The sequence below is a fragment of the Pseudomonas sp. S2_A05 genome (genome assembly GCF_054668485.1).
The window spans coordinates 2,436,207-2,452,194 of the sequence record NZ_CP162775.1 but is presented as its reverse complement, the minus strand read 5'-3'; the positions used below and the strand labels follow the sequence as shown (position 1 = coordinate 2,452,194).

The 15,988-nt window shown below is 60.2% G+C and carries 16 protein-coding genes; 9 read left to right on the top strand and 7 right to left on the bottom strand.

Annotation, left to right across the window (positions count from 1 at the left end):
* Positions 1 to 41 precede the first annotated feature (41 nt).
* On the top strand, positions 42 to 1,487 hold the full coding sequence (locus AB4O12_RS11190) for a SulP family inorganic anion transporter (protein ID WP_041477048.1): 1,446 nt from the start codon (positions 42 to 44) through the stop codon (positions 1,485 to 1,487).
* Here the strand turns inward: AB4O12_RS11190 and AB4O12_RS11185 are convergent.
* From AB4O12_RS11185 to AB4O12_RS11175, 3 genes are all read right to left on the bottom strand, one after another.
* Positions 1,455 to 1,628, bottom strand: a complete 174-nt coding sequence (locus AB4O12_RS11185) for a hypothetical protein (RefSeq protein ID WP_460061933.1) — start codon at positions 1,626 to 1,628, stop codon at positions 1,455 to 1,457. The genes AB4O12_RS11190 and AB4O12_RS11185 overlap by 33 nt on opposite strands.
* A complete protein-coding gene (locus tag AB4O12_RS11180) occupies positions 1,625 to 3,685 on the bottom strand; it encodes an ATP-binding protein (RefSeq protein WP_460061931.1) in 2,061 nt (686 codons plus the stop codon). The genes AB4O12_RS11185 and AB4O12_RS11180 overlap by 4 nt, the downstream gene beginning before the upstream one ends.
* 186 nt (positions 3,686 to 3,871) lie before the next feature.
* A complete protein-coding gene (locus AB4O12_RS11175; protein WP_095182048.1) occupies positions 3,872 to 4,390 on the bottom strand; it encodes a carboxymuconolactone decarboxylase family protein in 519 nt (172 codons plus the stop codon).
* 131 nt (positions 4,391 to 4,521) lie between these two features.
* Here AB4O12_RS11175 and AB4O12_RS11170 point away from each other — a divergent pair, with 131 nt between their 5' ends.
* A complete protein-coding gene (locus AB4O12_RS11170; protein WP_056788942.1) occupies positions 4,522 to 5,337 on the top strand; it encodes an AraC family transcriptional regulator in 816 nt (271 codons plus the stop codon).
* Positions 5,338 to 5,340: 3 nt separating this feature from the next.
* Here AB4O12_RS11170 and AB4O12_RS11165 read toward each other — a convergent pair whose 3' ends face one another.
* Positions 5,341 to 6,234, bottom strand: a complete 894-nt coding sequence (locus tag AB4O12_RS11165; RefSeq protein ID WP_305381069.1) for a DMT family transporter — start codon at positions 6,232 to 6,234, stop codon at positions 5,341 to 5,343.
* Between the two features lie 89 nt (positions 6,235 to 6,323).
* Here AB4O12_RS11165 and AB4O12_RS11160 point away from each other — a divergent pair, with 89 nt between their 5' ends.
* On the top strand, positions 6,324 to 7,655 hold the full coding sequence (locus tag AB4O12_RS11160; protein ID WP_460061926.1) for an aminotransferase-like domain-containing protein: 1,332 nt from the start codon (positions 6,324 to 6,326) through the stop codon (positions 7,653 to 7,655).
* Positions 7,656 to 7,695: 40 nt separating this feature from the next.
* Positions 7,696 to 8,073, top strand: coding sequence for a c-type cytochrome (locus AB4O12_RS11155; RefSeq protein WP_460061924.1), 378 nt, complete (start codon positions 7,696 to 7,698; stop codon positions 8,071 to 8,073).
* Between the two features lie 506 nt (positions 8,074 to 8,579).
* Here AB4O12_RS11155 and AB4O12_RS11150 read toward each other — a convergent pair.
* Positions 8,580 to 10,235 (bottom strand): sensor domain-containing diguanylate cyclase, encoded by a 1,656-nt coding sequence (locus AB4O12_RS11150; protein WP_460061921.1) that lies wholly within the window; start codon positions 10,233 to 10,235, stop codon positions 8,580 to 8,582.
* Between the two features lie 177 nt (positions 10,236 to 10,412).
* Here AB4O12_RS11150 and AB4O12_RS11145 point away from each other — a divergent pair, with 177 nt between their 5' ends.
* Complete coding sequence (locus AB4O12_RS11145) at positions 10,413 to 10,748, top strand: hypothetical protein (protein ID WP_024013386.1); 336 nt, start codon at positions 10,413 to 10,415, stop codon at positions 10,746 to 10,748.
* A 74-nt stretch (positions 10,749 to 10,822) separates the two neighbouring features.
* Here AB4O12_RS11145 and AB4O12_RS11140 read toward each other — a convergent pair whose 3' ends face one another.
* Together AB4O12_RS11140 and AB4O12_RS11135 are read right to left on the bottom strand one after the other, a co-directional pair.
* Positions 10,823 to 11,224, bottom strand: coding sequence for a hypothetical protein (locus AB4O12_RS11140; RefSeq protein WP_460061918.1), 402 nt, complete (start codon positions 11,222 to 11,224; stop codon positions 10,823 to 10,825).
* A gap of 124 nt (positions 11,225 to 11,348) precedes the next feature.
* Positions 11,349 to 11,918, bottom strand: a complete 570-nt coding sequence (locus tag AB4O12_RS11135; protein ID WP_095182041.1) for a chorismate mutase — start codon at positions 11,916 to 11,918, stop codon at positions 11,349 to 11,351.
* Positions 11,919 to 12,116: 198 nt separating this feature from the next.
* On the opposite strand from AB4O12_RS11135, the gene AB4O12_RS11130 reads away from it, so the two are divergent.
* The 4 genes from AB4O12_RS11130 to AB4O12_RS11115 all read left to right on the top strand — a co-directional run bounded on the left by AB4O12_RS11130 (position 12,117) and on the right by AB4O12_RS11115 (position 15,982).
* Positions 12,117 to 13,475 (top strand): MATE family efflux transporter, encoded by a 1,359-nt coding sequence (locus tag AB4O12_RS11130; protein WP_460061915.1) that lies wholly within the window; start codon positions 12,117 to 12,119, stop codon positions 13,473 to 13,475.
* A 73-nt stretch (positions 13,476 to 13,548) separates the two neighbouring features.
* The gene (locus AB4O12_RS11125) at positions 13,549 to 14,589 is read left to right on the top strand and encodes an acyltransferase family protein (protein ID WP_460061913.1); all 1,041 of its coding nucleotides are present in this window, start codon (positions 13,549 to 13,551) and stop codon (positions 14,587 to 14,589) included.
* Positions 14,590 to 14,650: 61 nt separating this feature from the next.
* The gene (locus tag AB4O12_RS11120; protein ID WP_460061910.1) at positions 14,651 to 15,208 is read left to right on the top strand and encodes a YceI family protein; all 558 of its coding nucleotides are present in this window, start codon (positions 14,651 to 14,653) and stop codon (positions 15,206 to 15,208) included.
* Positions 15,209 to 15,295: 87 nt separating this feature from the next.
* A complete protein-coding gene (locus AB4O12_RS11115) occupies positions 15,296 to 15,982 on the top strand; it encodes a GNAT family N-acetyltransferase (protein ID WP_110600861.1) in 687 nt (228 codons plus the stop codon).
* Positions 15,983 to 15,988: the final 6 nt, after the last annotated feature.

Sequence of the window (15,988 nt, the reverse complement as noted above, 5' to 3'; positions counted from 1 at the left end):
AAACAGCAGCCGTGCCCAGCGGCCGCTCAGTCAGGTAAGCCATGAAACCGATTCGTCTGCGCGCCGATGTCCTCGCCGGACTCACCACCTCGTTCGCCCTGTTGCCCGAATGCATTGCTTTCGCCCTGGTCGCGCATCTCAATCCGCTGATGGGCCTGTATGGCGCTTTCATCATTTGCACGCTGACAGCGTTGTTTGGCGGCCGGCCGGGCATGGTTTCCGGCGCGGCGGGCTCGATGGCGGTGGTGATCGTCGCGCTGGTGGTGCAACACGGCGTGCAATATCTGCTGGCAACGGTGCTGCTCGGCGGTCTGATCATGATGGCGTTCGGGCTGTTGCGCTTGGGCAAACTGGTGCGCATGGTGCCGCATCCGGTGATGCTCGGTTTCGTCAACGGCCTGGCGATCATCATTGCCCTGGCGCAACTGGAGCACTTCAAAAGCGGCGAGCACTGGCTCAGCGGTACGCCGCTGTATCTGATGACCGGGCTGGTGCTATTGACCATGGCCATCGTTTACATCCTGCCGCGCCTGACCAAAGCAGTGCCGCCGGCCCTGGTGGCGATCCTTGGCGTCGGCCTGCTGGTTTACCTGTTCGGCCTGCCGACCCGCACCCTCGGCGACATGGCGCACATTGCCGGCGGTCTGCCGACTTTCGCCATGCCAGACATTCCATGGAGCCTGGAAACGCTGCGCATCATCGCCCCGTACGCAATCCTGATGGCGATGGTCGGACTGCTGGAAACCTTGCTGACACTGAACCTGACCGACGAAATCACCGAGACCCGTGGCTATCCGGATCGTGAGTGCGTGGCGCTCGGCGCGGCCAACATGGTGTCCGGTGCGTTCGGCGGCATGGGCGGTTGCGCAATGATCGGGCAGACCGTGATCAACCTCAGCTCCGGCGGGCGCGGGCGCTTGTCCGGCGTGGTTGCCGGTGTGCTGATTCTGTTGTTCATTCTGTTTCTGTCGCCGCTGATCGAGCGTATTCCGCTGGCCGCACTGGTGGGGGTGATGTTTGTGGTATCTCAGCAGACGTTCGCCTGGGCGTCGTTGCGGGTGATCAACAAGGTGCCGCTGCACGATGTGCTGGTGATCATCGCCGTGACCACCATCACCGTGTTCACCGATCTGGCCACGGCCGTGCTGTGCGGGATCATCATCGCCGCGCTCAACTTCGCCTGGCAGCAGGCGCGCGAACTGTACGCCGATGAACACCTGGAGGCCGACGGCAGCAAGCTCTATCGCCTGCACGGCACGCTGTTCTTTGCCTCGACCACGCCGTTTCTCAATCAGTTCGATCCGGCCAACGATCCGGCGAAAGTCACTCTCGACTGCCGACACCTGAGCTTTGTCGATTACTCGGCGATTGCCGCGTTGAAAACCCTGCGTGAACGCTACGCCAAGGCTGGCAAGCATTTACAGGTGTTTCATCTGTCGGAACGCTGCAAGAAATTACTCAAGCGCGCCGGCGTCGATCACGACTGACGCCGCTGGTTTTGCGTCCTTGAGCCAGGTCTTGCCGAGAATCCGTGAGACCTGTTCGGCGGAGTAGGGCTTGGCGAGAAACTCGAAACCTTCGTAACCGCTGCGGGCCAGTTCTTCGCTGTAGCCGGAGGTCAGAATCACCGGTAGATCGGGGCGGCGCTGGCGCAGCTCCCGGCCAACGCGACGCCGGTGATGCCCGGCATGACCACGTCGGAAAACACCGCATCGAACGCGCTGGCATCGCCGCCCGCCAACTGCAGGGCTTCTTCAGCGTTGGTTGCCCATGCGGTTTCATAGCCCAGATCCTGGAGGATCTGGTTGGCAAAACGACCAACATCGAGATTGTCCTCGACCACCAGTACCCGGCGTTTTTCGCAGGCCGGCTGCACCTCGCCATCGTCCTCAGTGTTGTCCTGTTCAGCCTCGTCCGCCGGCACTTGCGGCAAATACAAGGTGAACTCGGTGCCTTGTCCAAGGACGCTGGAAACATCGACGTTGCCGCCCGATTGCTTGGCGAAGCCGAACACCTGCGACAGCCCCAGCCCCGTGCCTTTGCCGACAGCCTTGGTGGTAAAGAACGGTTCGAAGATGTGCTCGAGGGTGTGTGCGTCGATGCCGGCACCGGTGTCGGCCAGGGCAATCGACACGAAATGGCTGCTGGACCCGGCGTGACCGCGAATCGGCGGCAGCGCTTTGTGGCACTCCAGGCGCAATTTCAGCTCACCTTGACCATTCATGGCGTCGCGGGCGTTAAGCGCAATGTTGATCAACGCGGTTTCGAACTGACTGAGGTCGACACGGATGTAGCAGGGGTGATCCGGGCGTTCGACGCACACGTGAATCTGCGCGCCGGTGACCGATTCGAGCATCTCGCCGATGTTTGCCAAACGTTCGCCGGCGTCGACTACCTGCGGATTGAGCGGCTGGCGGCGGGCGAAGGCGAGCAACTGGCTGGTCAGCTTGGAGGCGCGCTCGACGGTGTCGGACACCGCGCGCATGTAGCGCTGACGGCGTTCTTCCGGCAGGTTGGGCTGGCGCAGAAAATCCACCGACGAACGAATGATCGTCAGCAGATTGTTGAAGTCGTGGGCGACGCCGCCGGTCAATTGGCCGATGGCTTCGAGCTTCTGCGACTGGCGCAACGCCGACTCGGCCTGGGCCAGGCGCAAGCTGCGCTCTTCGACCCGTTGCTCCAGCGTGGCGTTGAGCTCAGCCAGAGCCAGCAGGCCTTCACGCACATTGGCATCGGCGCGCACCCGCTCGATGTGCGCCCAGCACCGTTCGGTCACTTCGCTCATCAATGCCTGCTCAAATTGCGACCAGACCCGCGGCACTTTGTCGTGGACGGCCATCAATGCGGTCAGACGGCCCTGCTTGATCAGTGGTACACAAATGGTCGCGGTAATACCGATGGCCTGAAAGGTCGCCGACTCTTCCGGTGGTAGCTCGCTGCGGTTGTCATGGATGACCAGCGGTTCCCCGGCGCGCAGCAGAGTCACTGCCTTCTCACCGAAATCGCGCAGGCGGTAGTGGCCGACGATGCTTGGCGAACCCGGTGCCGCATAGTCGCCGCGAATGGTGAAGCCGTCCTCGTCGGCATCCATGTCGGCGTACGCGCAGTTGGACAATTGCAACTGCTCGACCATCAGCCGGGTGCTCGCCGCCAGGATTGCTTGCGCATCGGTGGCATTGGTCACCGCTTCGCCGATGGCATCGAGGACGGCCAGGCGTTGGTTGAGATAAACGGTCTGGGTGGTCTCGGTGACCGTGTCGAGCATGCCGACGACATTGCCCAGCGAGTCACGAATCGGGCTGTAGCAGAAAGTGAAGAACGCCTGCTCCGGACCGTTGCCGCGTTCGATCTTCAGGGCAAAGTTTTCGATGTAGGTGGCTTGGCCGGCATAGGCCGCCTCGGCTATCGGGCTGATCTCATGCCAGGCTTCTTTCCAGATGTCGCTGAAAGGACGTCCCAGCGCATGCGGCTTGTCGCCGAGAATCGGCACGAAGGCGTCGTTATAAAGGGTGATCAGTTGCGGACCCCAGACGATCGCCTGAGGGAAATGCGACGCGAGACTGAGCGAGACAGTGGTCTTGAGTACATCGGGCCAGTGTTCCAACGGGCCGAGGGGCGAATTCGCCCAGTCGTGACGGCGGATCTGCCCGGCCATCTCGCCGTTGTCTTGCAACCAGTCTGTCATGGGGTTCGTATCTTTCCGGGCATTTGTCTGAGAACAAAGACCTGCGCGCAGGGTGTTTGGTTTCAGCGCACCAGACACTGTTTGCGCTGCGAATTATTCTGACCTACATCATGGCAGCAAAAAACAGCGCTGGCGAAAAGAGCATCTTTTCGCCAGCGGATTTTTCTTCAGTTCGTGAGCGACTGCTCAGGCCTCGACGGTCGGGAAATCAATGTCGGTCAACGCCGTGTTGTTCAGGTAGTTGGTCAATGTCTGCACGGCCACTAGGGCAATCACTTCGATGATCTTGCGGTCATCGATACCGGCAGCGCGGGCAGCGGCCAATTGTTCATCGCTCAAGTGGCCACGGGTTTCGGTCAGTTGGCGGGCGAGGGCGGCGTAGGCATTCAGTTCGCCGTGACGGGCCGCGACGATGTCCTGTGGCGAGAGCCCGGCCTTGCCGGCGAACATTGTGTGTGCGGACAGGCAGTAGTCGCAGCCGTTTACTTGCGAAGTGGCGAGGTAGACGGCTTCTTTTTCCTGGGCGCTGAGCGAGGTCTTGCCGAGGATCGCCGAAGCTTGCAGGTAAGTGTCGAATGCAACTGGCGCTTGGGCGAGGGTAGTGAAGACGTTGGGCAGGAAGCCGATTTTTTTCTTCACGCCTTCCAGTGCAGGACGGGTGGCATCGGTGGCGGTGTCGAGGCTGATAGCGGGGATGCGGCTCATGGTGATTCTCCGAAATTCCGCAGCGAAGTGCAGCGGCGATGGAGAGATCTTAGGGGCTGCCAATGGCGCTTTGGCGGCAAATCGTCGAGGATATGCGGCAGATCGTCCAGATATGCCTTCGGGAGTCAGCCATGGATCGCCTTTCCACATTACTCAGTCATTTCGGCGTGAACGCCGGCACCTTTCATAGCGGCGCGTTTTGCGGCGTGAGCGTTCACGAAGGCGAGCCGGTCGGGCACGTGCATGTTCTGCAAGCCGGGGCGTTGCTGCTCAAACCGGGCAACGAGCGGGAGATCCGTCTGGACGAACCGTCACTGATTTTCTTTCCCCGGCCGTTTACCCATCGGATGTTTGCCGACGAAGCCATGGCCAGTCAGATTGTCTGTGCCTCGCTGACCTTCGACGGTGGCTCGGGCAATGCCCTGGCCGCCGCGCTACCCGACTATCTGGTATTGAAGCTCACCGACATCCCGGAACTGCGCAGCACCCTTGACTGGCTGTTCAATGAAGCCTTTGAAGGGCATTGCGGGCGCGTGGCGGTGATGGATCGCCTGTTCGAATTGCTGGTGATTCTGTTGCTGCGCCATCTCATCGGCTTTCGAGATCAGCAACCGGGCATGATGGCCGGGCTGGCTGACCCGCGCTTGTCTCGCGCTTTGAACCTGATCCATGAGCAGCCGCACAAGCCTTGGAGTGTGGCCGATCTCGCGGCGGCGGCGAACCAGTCCCGCGCCGGTTTTGCCGAGCAGTTTCGCCGGGTGGTCGGGCAGACGCCGGCCGATTATCTGCTGAGCTGGCGCGTCAGTCTTGCGCAGAAACGCCTGCGCGAAGGCCGGCCGATTGCGTTGATTGCCGAAGAGGTCGGTTACGAAAGTCCGTCGGCGCTGGCCCGGGCGTTTCGGCGCAAGACCGGGCTGAGTCCTCGGCAATGGAAAGCCGGACACTGAACATTACCTGGCGAATTTCTTCGCTCCGGCCACGCAAAGAATCACCCCAAGCGTTACGCCGAGCATGCCGACGCTGACCTGCTCATGCAGCAACGTCGCCGCCAGCGCCAGACCGAAAAACGGCTGCAGCAACTGCAACTGCCCGACCGCCGCAATCCCGCCCTGGGCCAGGCCGCGATACCAGAACACAAAGCCGATCAGCATGCTGAACAGCGACACGTAGCCCAGGCACATCCACGCAGGCAAGCTGATGTTGCCGAACGAGGCGGGCGCCAGCCACAGGCTCAGCACTGCCATCAGCGGTAACGACATTACCAGCGCCCAGCAGATCACCTGCCAGCCGCCGAGGCTGCGTGACAGTTTCGCGCCTTCGGCGTAACCGAGGCCGCAGGCGAGAATCGCCGCGAGCATCAGCAGATCCCCGATGGGCGAGGCGCTTAGGCCTTGCGACAGAGCGAAGCCCACCACCAATGCGCTGCCCAGCACCGAAAAGATCCAGAACACCGGCCGTGGCCGCTCACCGCCACGCAAGACACCAAACATTGCCGTGGCCAGCGGCAGCAATCCTACAAACACGATCGAATGCGCTGACGTTACGTGCTGCAATGCCAACGCGGTCAGCAGCGGAAAACCCAACACCACGCCCAGCGCCACAATCACCAGCGACAGCCACTGATGGCGCGACGGTCGCGGTTGCTTGAACAACAGCAGAAGTCCGACCGCCAGTGCGCCGGCAATCGCTGCTCGCACCACGGTCAGAAACACCGGATCGAATTCCAGCACCGCCAAGCGTGTGGCCGGCAGTGAACCGCTGAAAATCAGCACACCGATAAAACCGTTGATCCAGCCACTGGTCTTTTCCAGCGCCGGGTTGGCCGCAGTCGATGTTGTGTGCATGTCGGTCGCGCTCAAATAGTGGGTTGTATTGCGGAGATCCTAGGGCTGAGAATCAGCACAATCAAAAAATTGTCATGGATACAGCCGGCATGCCCCGATCCCGTTACAAGACCTTGGTTGACCGTTACGCGGCGGATATTCGTGGCGGACGACTGCCGCCGGGCACGCGATTGCCTACGCATCGGCAACTGGCGGCGCAGGAAGGACTGGCGCTGGTTACCGCTTCACGGGTTTATGCCGAGCTTGAGGCGATGGGCCTGGTCAGTGGCGAAGCCGGGCGCGGCACTTTTGTGCGGGAAACGTCGCTGGCGCCGGGGCAGGGCATCGATCAGAAAGACGTAGCGGTCGGCATGATCGACCTGAATTTCAACTATCCGTCGTTGCCCGGTCAGGCTGAGTTGTTGCGCACGGCGTTGCGGCAACTGGCGTTGTCCGGCGATCTCGAAGCGTTGCTGCGTTATCAACCCCACGCCGGACGTGCCCACGAACGCGCCTCGGTGGCGCGACATTTGTCGACACGCGGCGTGACCGTTGAAGCCGACCAAGTGCTGATCGTCAATGGCGCTCAGCAAGGTTTGGCGGTGACGCTGATGACCCTGCTCAAGCCCGGTGATGTGATCGCCGCCGATGCGCTGACCTATTCCGGGTTCAAGGTGCTGGCCGACGCGTTGCATCTGGAAGTGCTGGCGATCCCGATGACAGAGCACGGCCCGGATTTGCCGGCACTGGACAGGCTCTGCCGCCAGCGTGCGGTGCGCGCCGTGTACAGCATGCCGACGCTGCACAATCCGCTGGGCTGGGTCATGCCACTGGAACAGCGCGAGCAATTGGTGGCGATTGCCCGGCGCTATGATCTGACACTTATCGAAGATGCGGCCTACGCGTTTCTGGTGGAAAATCCGCCGCGAACCTTGATCGATCTGGCACCGGAACGGACGTTTTACGTATCGGGCCTGTCGAAAAACATCGCCACCGGTTTGCGCGTCGGCTTCATCGCGGCGCCGCGGCCTCAAGTGCCCGCACTGGAGCGAATCATTCGCGCGACAACGTGGAACACGCCCGGGGTGATGACCGCCATTGCGTGCGGTTGGCTCGACGACGGCACCGTCACCGTGCTTGAGAAGCAGAAGCGTAGTGATGCGATGGCACGACAGGCCTTGGCCGCCGAGGTGCTGAAGGGGCTGCGCTACATTGCTCATCCGGCCTCGTATTTTCTGTGGTTGCCGTTGCCCGAAGATGTGCGTGCCGATCAGATCGTGGTCGAGTTGATGCAGCAGCAGATTTCGGTCACCAGCGCCGAGCCGTTTTCGCTGTCGGCCAATACGCCCCATGCGATTCGTCTGGCGTTGGGTTCGGTGGACATGAAGGTGTTGCGTCAGGCGTTGATCACTGTCAGAACGATTGTCGGCGCTTATCTGTAAACTGCGTTCACGCCATGCAAAGCCAGGTTTGGACTGTTTAATGAAATTCACCACAGCACTGCTTCTCGCCTTGATCTTCAGCACCTGCGCTCAGGCTGAGGGCGATCCTGAAGCCGGGGCGAAAATCTTTCCGCGTCTGTGCGGCGGTTGCCATCAGGTTGGCGAGTCGGCGCGTTCGGGGTTTGGTCCGCAGTTGAACGGCATCGTTGGCCGGGCTGCGGGGGCTTCGGCCAATTATGTTTATTCCGCTGCGATGAAAAACTCGGGGATTACTTGGGATCGGGCGACGTTGAAAGCGTATCTGAAGGATCCGAAAGGGGTGGTGCCGGGGACGCGAATGATTTTCTGGGGGCTGAGTGATGAGGAGAAGTTGAATAATTTGTTGGCTTATCTGCAGAGGTTCAGTGCTGAGCCCTAGTCGGGCGATGGTTTCCTGGCTGATTGAGTACATATCCATTGCTGCGGTAACGGCTGCTTAGGGTTCCGCCCTTACGGCGGGTCACCTTTTTCAAACGCCAAAAAGGTAACCCAAAAGGCTTGCTCCTGCGTTCGGCCCTCGCAGGCTCGGGTCCCTTCGCTGCGGGATCGATCCGGGCGCAGCGGCTACGGTTTGCTTCGCTGCACCTACACTCGCTGTGTCTGGCTGCGCCAGACGGTCGCTGCGCTCCCACCCCCGGATCAATCCCTCCGCTCAGCCTTCCGACGTCGCCGGTGGATCAAGATCAAAAGCGGTACTCGAGCTTGCGCTCATTGTGGAGTGGGGCGGCTTCGCCGCGGGCAGCTGCGCTGCTTTGCTTTTCTGTGGGAGCGAGCCTGCTCGCGAAAGCGGTTCTCCAAACGACCAATATCTCCGGCTTTACCTCATCCCTGTGGGAGCTGGCTTGCCAGCGATGGCAGCCTGTCTCTGGTTGATATACGCCGGTGTCAGTGAGCATGGAACGCAACCTGATTGCGCCCCGCAGCTTTCGCCTGATACAGCTGCTGATCGGCACGTTTGACCAGCGTCGTATGGTTGTTGTCTGCCGGATCTGCCAGGCCAAGGCCAATACTCACCGTGACGTTGCCGACGCCGGGAAACTGCGCTTCGGCGACTGCCGTGCGAATCTTTTCGGCGACGACTTCCGGGGTGTCGGGTTGCGCGACTTCCGGCAGCAGTACGGCGAACTCTTCGCCGCCGTAACGCGCGACGAAATCGGTGCTGCGTACGCTGTTCTGGATCAAGGTCGCCAGTTGTTGCAGGACCTCATCACCGACCGCGTGGCCGTGGCTGTCATTGATGCGTTTGAAGTGGTCGGCATCGATCAGCAGCAGGGCGAACGGGCGTCCGGTGCGTCGGGACAGCAGCGAGTATTCAGTGATTTTTTCGTCAAAACGGCGACGGTTGTAAACGCCGGTCAAGCCGTCGTGTGTGGCCAGACTCAGCAGTTCGGCGTTGGCCTCGGTGAGTGCGGCAGTGCGTTGCGCCACGGTGGCTTCCAGCGAGGCGTTGGCTTCTTGCAGCTCGCGTTCCTTGCCGAGCAGTGACTGCGTCATTGCGTCGATGGACTGGCCGAGCTGGGCGATTTCCAGTACCGGATGCTGCAGCTGAAACTGTGCGCCGGCCTGGTTGTTTTGCACTTGTTTGGCCGAGCGTGCCAGTTGTTCGATAGGGCGGCTCAGGTACAGCGCCAGGTAATAAGCCACCAGACCGAAAACGATGGCGGCGAAAACGCCGAGTATCAGCAATTCGTATTGCAGCGTCCGCGCCGGTTGCAGCGCAGTCTCCAGTGGCTGGCGAATGGCGATCGACCACGACAGCGCCGTGCCCGATGGCGTCGGCACAGTGACCATGCTGGTCAGGTAACCGTTGGCCGCCGTCCAGCCCGACAATACCGGATCGTTGGTCGCCAGCTGTTGGCCCATCAGCGCTTCGGGGTAGAGCACCTTGCCGTCGTGATCGACAATCAGCGCCTGGATATCCGGCGCCGAGTTCTTGTGGGAAAACGCTGCCGACTCGACGATGCGCGTTACCCAACTCCAGTGTGCATGTGCGCCCAGCACGCCAATCACCTGTCCTTCGGCATTGTGGATCGGCGCGGCGAAATCGATGAAGCGCAGCGGCTCGCCATTGGGCAGGCCCGGCAACAACTTGGCCAGCAACACTGCTTCATGGGGATCGCCGGTGTATTGCCGGCGCAGGCCGATCTGGAACCACGGGCGTTTCTGCACCGATTGACCGACGAGCAGATCATTGACGGCCTGGCGGACGTTGCCCTCGGCGTCGGTGACGCCCATCCACGCATATTCGGCGCGCGCCTGGGTGCGCAACTGCATCGACTTGAGGATGGCTGGATTGTCCAGATCGCCACGCTCCAGATGCGGCGCGCGACTGAGCAGGTAGACCTCCAGTTGCCGCTCGCGCAGTTGCTCACCCAATAACGTCGCCGCCGCGCGCGCCGTGTTCAGCAAGGCGTTGCCGCTGGCCTGCTTCATTTGTTCGGTGGCGATATGACCGACATAGAAGCCGACGCTCAATAACGTCAGCAGGGACAAACCGCCGAACCACAGGGTGAGATGGCTACGCAGACTGGCTTTGAACATGGAGGCGGGTGTCTGTCTTTATTGAAGTGGCGCCATGGTATGCGACATCGCTGACGGCGGGCCAGCGAACGGGTTCAAGTAAATACAAACAAGATTGATGCCAATGAGCCATCATTTTGGTTAGAATGCGCGCCGCCCGAGAGACGGATCCCGGGCGTTCCCCCATGGAGTTTTACTGTGAAATACCTCAGCAAAGTAGTCGCCGCCGCACTGTTCGGTGTGGTTCTGGCAGGTTGCACCGGCGCCCCGATGAAAACCGCCCATTACGACAGCAACCAATACACCGTGGTTGGCCACAGCGAAGCATCGGCCACCGGCCTGCTGCTGTTTGGCATCATCCCTATCCGCCAGAACAGCCGATTTGTGCGCGCGCAAAACGCGGCCATCCAAGCCAAGGGCGGCGATGCAATGATCAATACACAGGTTCAGGAAAACTGGTTCTGGGCCTGGGTCCTGACCGGTTACACCACCACCATCTCCGGTGATGTGGTCAAGCTGAAAACCGCGCAGTAAGCGACGGTTGAATGCAAAAAAGCCCGGCTGATCAGGCCGGGCTTTTTCATGGGTGTTGCGGTCATGCAGTAGATTCATGCAACGCGGCGCTCGATCAGACGATCAGATCCACCTTCAGCAACGCGGCGTTCGAGCAGACGATCAGAGCCACCTTCAGCAACGCGGCGTTCGAGCAGACGATCAGAACCACCCTCGGCAACACGGCGTTCGATCAGACGATCAGAGCCACCCTCGGCAACACGGCGATCGATCAAGCGATCGGAGCCACCCTCGGCAACACGGCGTTCGATGAGACGATCCGAACCACCTTCAGCAACACGGCGTTCGAGCAGACGATCTGAACCACCTTCAGCCAGACGGCTTTCGATCAGCTTGTCCGAGCCGCCTTCAGCGACCAGGGTGTGAGCAGGCGTTACTGCAAAAGCGTTAACTGCGAAAACCGAGAAAGCGATGCCGAGAAGGGTTTGGCGTTTCATGATCGTGTGCTCCAGGAAGTTGTTTGTTTGTCTGGAGCCGATGTTACGCCGCGCAGTTTTTATGAGAACTTCATTGACGTGATGGTGAACATCGACGCCGATGATGTTTGCCATAAGCGGCGATTCAGAGGGCTTTTGCCCGAATGCACAACTCGCCGCTGGCACGAATCAGCGCCATGTCATGCAGCGCATCGGCGGCCAGACCGTTGCGGACATTGGCCAGCCATGCCGGGCAATTCGGATCCTGGCGATAGGGCGCGAAGGCGGCGTACTGCTGCAACAAGCGCTTTTGCAGTTCATCCAGGCGCGGGCGGATTTGTTTGCCCAGATCCGGACGCGGTGTGTCCGGTGCAGCACCTGCCGCTTGCCATTGCGCGAGCAGACCGTATTGCACCAGTTTGTTCGCTTCCATCTGTGCGGCGATCAGTTGCGCGACATCGTCTGCGTCGAGTTGATGTTCGGCGGCCAGAGTTCGGGCATTGGCGATGACCTGCGCCTCTCTCGGGCTGTCCTGGATCGGCTTGCCGCTGTCCCACTTGGTCAACGCAACCAGATCGCCGATGCTCAGGCGTTCATTCAAAGTGGCCAGTAGCGGTTTCAATGAAGCAGGCGCCGCTGCGGGTGCGGCCGCTTGAGCGTAGGCGGCCGACAGAGCGAGGAGGGAGCCAAGCAGAAAATTTGCAACGTTACGCATGAACCGAGCCTCAATAGTACGTGTCGACAGAATCGCTGATTTACCACAGCCGCACACTGACACAAAGCGATGCCTGGCATTTACACAAATGCAAAACAGGCAATCAACGCCGATGGGAAATGTTGATTGCACGCTGCACGCAACTCACCGAAGCTATCGTCAATCAGGCCTGCCGCCGTCGAGATGGACCTCCATTCAATGCAAAGCGCCACCTTCGCCAAGCCGCTCTGGCAAACCTATCTGCTGTTTCTCGCGCCGATGGTGCTGTCGAACTTCCTGCAATCGATGTCCGGGACGGTCAACAGCATCTACATCGGCCAGATGCTCGGCACCCAGGCGCTGGCGGCGGTATCCGGCATGTTTCCCGTCGTGTTCTTTTTCATCGCCCTGGTCATCGGCCTTGGAGCTGGCGCGGGCGTGTTGATCGGTCAGGCGTGGGGCGCGCGCGAAACGCACATGGTCAAGGCGATTGCCGGAGCGACGTTGCTACTGGGTGTGTTGATCGGTTTGGTCGCGGCGGTGCTGGGCACGGTGTTTGCGCGACAGGCACTGACGGGGTTGGGCACGCCGGCGGATGTGCTCGACGACGCGGTGGACTATGCCCACGTCATGTTGTGGATTCTGCCATCGCTACTGGTATTCGTGCTGTTCACCCAATTGCTGCGTGGTGTCAGCGATACGCTGTCGCCATTACTCGCGCTGATCGTCTCCACCACCGTGGGGCTGGCGCTGACGCCGGCATTGATTCGCGGCTGGCTGGGCTTGCCACCGTTGGGCATTCAGAGCGCGGCGTATGCCGGGCTGGCGGGGAATCTCTCAGCAATGGCGTGGCTGGCCTGGCGGCTGATCCGCAAGGGCCATCCGCTGGCGCCGGATCGAGAGTTCTTTGCCGCATTGCGACTGGATCGGGTCATTCTCGGCAAGGTCCTGCGCATCGGCCTGCCCACCGGCGTACAGATGATCGTGCTGTCGTTATCGGAGCTGGTGATCCTGGCACTGGTCAACCAGCACGGCTCGCAAGCGACGGCGGCGTATGGCGCAGTAACGCAGATCGTCAACTATGTGCAGTTTCCGGCGCTGTCGATTGCGATCACCGCATCGATTCTCGGTGCCCAGGCAATCGGCGCCGGGCATCTGCAACGCATGGGGCCGATCCTGCGCACCGGGCTGTTGATCAATGTGTGCCTGACCGTTGGCCTGATTGTGCTGGGTTATCTGCTATCGCACTGGTTGCTGGGCCTGTTCCTGACCGAGGACTCGACCCGGGCGATGGCCGAGCATCTGCTGCACATCATGCTCTGGAGCCTGTTGGTGTTCGGCTTCCAGGCCATCATCGGCGGGATCATGCGCGCCAGCGGCACCGTCCTGGTGCCGGTGGTCATTTCGATTGTCTGCGTGGTCGGCGTGCAGTTGCCGGCGGCGTACTGGCTCGATGGGCAGTTCGGTTTGCAGGGTGTGTGGATGGCTTTTCCGGTTGCCTATCTGGGGATGCTGATACTGCAGACGCTCTATTACAAACTGGTCTGGAAACACCAGAAGATCGAGCGGTTGATTTAGGCACGGCGGACAAACATTTCTCTGTCCCCCGAGACGAAAGCATCGTAGCGTATGCGCCCACAACGATAAGGGAATGACGAGGGTTCAAGTGGGAGCTTTTCGACTGCTGTTGGCGGTGTTGGTCGCTGTATCTCATATGGGCAAAAAGTTCGCCGGACTGAATCCTGGTGTGATCGCCGTCATCTCGTTCCTGATCATCAGTGGATTCGTCATGGCTTCGCTCATCGAGCGAAACTACCGTGAGCCGAGGAAGATCGGTCTGTTCTATATCGACAGGGCTCTGAGGTTGTATCCGCAATTTCTGGTCTACTTCGTCGCCTCGTGTCTGGTTATTCATTTTCTGTTGCCCGGTACGCCCCAAGCGGCTGAGCTGACATGGAAGACCCTGTCCACCAGTTTGCTCATGCTACCGCTTGGCTATTACATGTTCGGCGTCGGCGGGACCGAGATCCTGCCACCGGGCTGGTCGCTGGGGCTGGAAATGAGTTTCTACCTGCTGATTCCATTTCTGCTGATTTGCAAGGCGCAGGGTGTCGCCTTTGCTGTCTCGGTCGGGGTTTTTCTGCTGGCCTGCCTGGGCTTCATCAATACCGATGTCTATGGATATCGTCTGTTGCCGGGTGTGTTGTTCATCTTCCTGTGCGGCTGTTATCTATACCAACGCAATATCAGAGCAATGGTCGTTGTCACCGGCACAGCCGTTGCGGCGGGACTGCTGTTTGTAGCGATCATGGTCGGATGGATTGAGCGTCGTCCGTTCAATGCCGAAGTCACTCTGGGTATCGCCGTGGGCATTCCCTTGGTCTACCTGTTGACCAAACTGAAATTCCACCGGATGGACGAGTTCCTGGGCAATATCAGTTATGGCGTGTTTCTTAACCACTTTGTGGTGATGTATCTACTGCGGGGTTTTTGGCCCGTCGCGTATGACGCCTACGTTGTCGGAGCGGTGCTGGCGTTGTCATTTTTCTGCAGTGGCCTGACGTATTACTGCGTCGAGCGACCGGCGCTGAAGTTGCGTCACCACCTGCGCGGCAGGGCGAAGGAAAGGCCGGTTCAACCGGGTAGCGCCGAGAAAATTGTATCCCTTGTGGGAGAGCGTGAACTGGCATAACGCTCGGCTGTTTGCTTAAGTCAACCAAGGCCCCGACGACACACGCCGCCCGGAGAATTTCATGACGTCGCGATTGCTGCTGGTTGCCGCGTTTACATCCTTTGTCATGGCCAGTGCGCAGGCCGCTGAATATAACCGGGTCAACACCAGCGCCAGCCAGATCAGTTTCACCTACAAACAGATGGGCTCGCGAATGTACGGCACCTTCGGCAAGTTCGAGGCGACGCTGGACTTCGATACCGACGACCTCGGCAAAGCCCAAACCACGCTGCATATCGATCTCGCCAGCATCGATGCCGGCAGTGAAGACGCCAATACCGAACTGGTGAAACCGGCGTGGTTCGACACCGGGAAATTCCCGCTCGCGGTGTTCAAGTCCAGCCGTTTTACTCAAGTTACCGAGCATCGTTACCAGGTCGCCGGTCAGCTCACGCTCAAGGGCATCACTCGCGATGTCGAGGTGCCGGTGGAGCTGAAACCGGACAACGCCATTGGCATTTTCGACGGCGAGCTGGTGCTCAACCGTGAGGAGTTCGGCCTCGGCGCAGGGGAGTGGGCGGACAGCGTGGTGTCGAAGGACATCTACATCAAATTCAGGGTGGTGGCGCCACAACAGTGACGGTTCGATAGATTCGGCGCGGTATGATGTCGCGGTTCGTCGACGGCTCTGATCATCGGCAACGTTTTTTATCGCCGGAGTTTGCCCATGCCACGCATCACCCACTACACCTCCCCATGCCCGGAAAGCGTCAACAGCCAGATCCTGCAAATGGTCGTCGATTACCTGACCGACATCAGTGCTGTCGGCCTCGGCCCGAGCAATCTGCTGTACAACGTTTATCAGTACGCGGTGGGTTATGAGGTGCATCTGTACCTCGAGGCGTTGAACGGCCAGAAGGGCACCGAGGTGGAATTGCTGGTGGCCACTGACGATGAGGATCCAGAGCAAGTCATCGGATTTCTCATCTGTCTGCCGGTGCAGGGCGATTGGGAGGCGTGCAGCGTCGCGTACATGGCGGTGCGTGAAGGCCATCGGCGTCAGGGTGTGGCGCGGGCGATGCTCGCGGACATGGTCGGGCGCTATCCGCATGCGGAACTGGCCTGCAGCATTGGCAAGGTGCCGTATTTCGAGGCGCTGGGTTTTGAAGTGATCGGCCAGCGCGAAACGCAGGTGCTGATGAGCACGCGGCATTACCGCAGCAACGGCTTGCGCGGGTTCATCGACACCACGCCGATCTACCGCTCGCTGGAAGTGCAGCAGATTCATACTTACTTGCTGCAGAAAAACGGCAAGCGCGCGATGCTCGATGCGGAGAAACAACGCGATCGCCATCTGGATCAGACCAGCCGTCACGTAGAAGAATTTGTCCGTCAGCGCCTGACTCTGCACTGACCCGGC